3 protein-coding genes are annotated in these 750 nt (G+C 42.9%); all 3 read right to left on the bottom strand.

The features are described from left to right. Nucleotides 1–363 (bottom strand): ribonuclease III family protein (locus ACYVRA_RS07785; protein WP_461252169.1); only part of this gene is annotated, 363 nt, incomplete at its 3' end. A 31-nt stretch (nt 364–394) separates the two neighbouring features. After that, a complete protein-coding gene (acpP, locus tag ACYVRA_RS07780) occupies nt 395–631 on the bottom strand; it encodes an acyl carrier protein (protein ID WP_461252167.1) in 237 nt (78 codons plus the stop codon). A 14-nt stretch (nt 632–645) separates the two neighbouring features. Continuing rightward, nucleotides 646–750: 50S ribosomal protein L32 (gene rpmF / locus ACYVRA_RS07775; protein WP_461252168.1), on the bottom strand; the 105-nt coding region annotated here is incomplete at its 5' end.

Below are 750 nucleotides of genomic sequence, written 5' to 3'. Positions count from 1 at the left end.
ACCGATCAAAGCTTCCAGCGCGTCGGCAAGAATCGCTTTTTTTGTCCTGCCGCCGGACATTTCTTCGCCCTTGCCAAGCAGAAGCATTTTATCTATTCCAAGATTTAAAGCGATACCGGAAAGAATATCTTCGGAGACAACTACGGCTTTTATTTTTGCCAGTTCTCCTTCGGCTTTATCTTTGTAAGAACGGTACAAAAGAGTGGCGCAGACGGCGCCAAGAATGGAATCGCCTAAGAATTCAAGACGCTCGTTGTTTGTCTTGTTGCCCGTTTCGTTGGAAACAGAACGGTGCATGAATGAAAAATTTAAATTATCAATGTTTTTAAATTTAAAACCGGCGGCTTTTTGAAACGCCGCCAGTTTTTTTTTCCTTTCCTGGCTGAGGACGCTTTTACTTTTGCTGGGATTTAATAAATTCGTACGCGTCCTTCACAGTCTCAAATTCATTGGCTTTTTCATCGGGAATATTGATGCCCATTTCTTCCTCGATGGCGTAAACCAACTCATAAGTGTCCAAACTGTCAGCGCCGAGATCCTGGCGGAATGACGCTTCCATTGTAATTTTGCCCTCATCGACTTCAAGTTTCTCGGCGATGAGCTTTTTCATTTTTTCAAATAATTCGTCCATTTCTTTCCCCTTAACTAAACTTTAGAATCAGGTACGATTACCTGCTTGCCCCTGTAAAAACCGCATTTAGGGCAAACTCGGTGCAAAAGAACCTTGTTGCCGCACGAACTGCAATTAAT

Source organism: Treponema sp. R8-4-B8 (genome assembly GCF_054786175.1).
This window is presented reverse-complemented; position numbering and strand designations above follow the sequence as displayed.

Coding starts and splice junctions, on each gene's coding strand:
- acpP (WP_461252167.1), bottom strand. CDS start 631: ATGGACGAATTATTTGAAAAAATGAAAAAGCTCATCGCCGAGAAACTT.